This window comes from Pseudomonas mediterranea CFBP 5447, assembly GCF_000774145.1.
Classification (GTDB): Bacteria; Pseudomonadota; Gammaproteobacteria; order Pseudomonadales; family Pseudomonadaceae; genus Aquipseudomonas; species Aquipseudomonas mediterranea.
This window is the reverse complement of record NZ_KN322978.1, coordinates 1-336: the sequence shown is the minus strand read 5'-3', so window position 1 is coordinate 336 and position 336 is coordinate 1. Positions and strand designations below refer to the sequence as shown.

At 53.9% G+C, this 336-nt stretch carries 1 protein-coding gene; it reads left to right on the top strand.

What is annotated here, in order from left to right:
- A partial coding sequence (locus N005_RS28705; protein WP_425337458.1) for a YqaJ viral recombinase family protein occupies positions 1-216 on the top strand: 216 nt, incomplete at its 5' end.
- Positions 217-336: the final 120 nt, after the last annotated feature.

The window sequence follows — 336 nt, the reverse complement described above, 5'->3', positions numbered from 1 at the left end:
CTTGCAGACCTACAGCCCCTCTGCAGTCGAGCCAGAACCCTGTTTGAATTCACTTCCGGCGTGAATGTTACTGAATCCCCGATCATCTATCGCGACGAAAGTATGCGTACCGCCTGCTCTCCCGATGGTTTATGCAGTGACGGCAACGGCCTTGAACTGAAATACCCGTTTACCTCCCAATTCGAGCTCCAGCGCTTTTTAACACTGCGAGCATAATGCCTGCGTCATCCGCCAGCAGGAGCTGGACTTTACTGATGCCCGTTATATCTGCGAAAAGACCGGGATCTGGACCCGTGATGGGTCTGCGAGGCCCTAGGGGGCATTTTTTGCCAAACC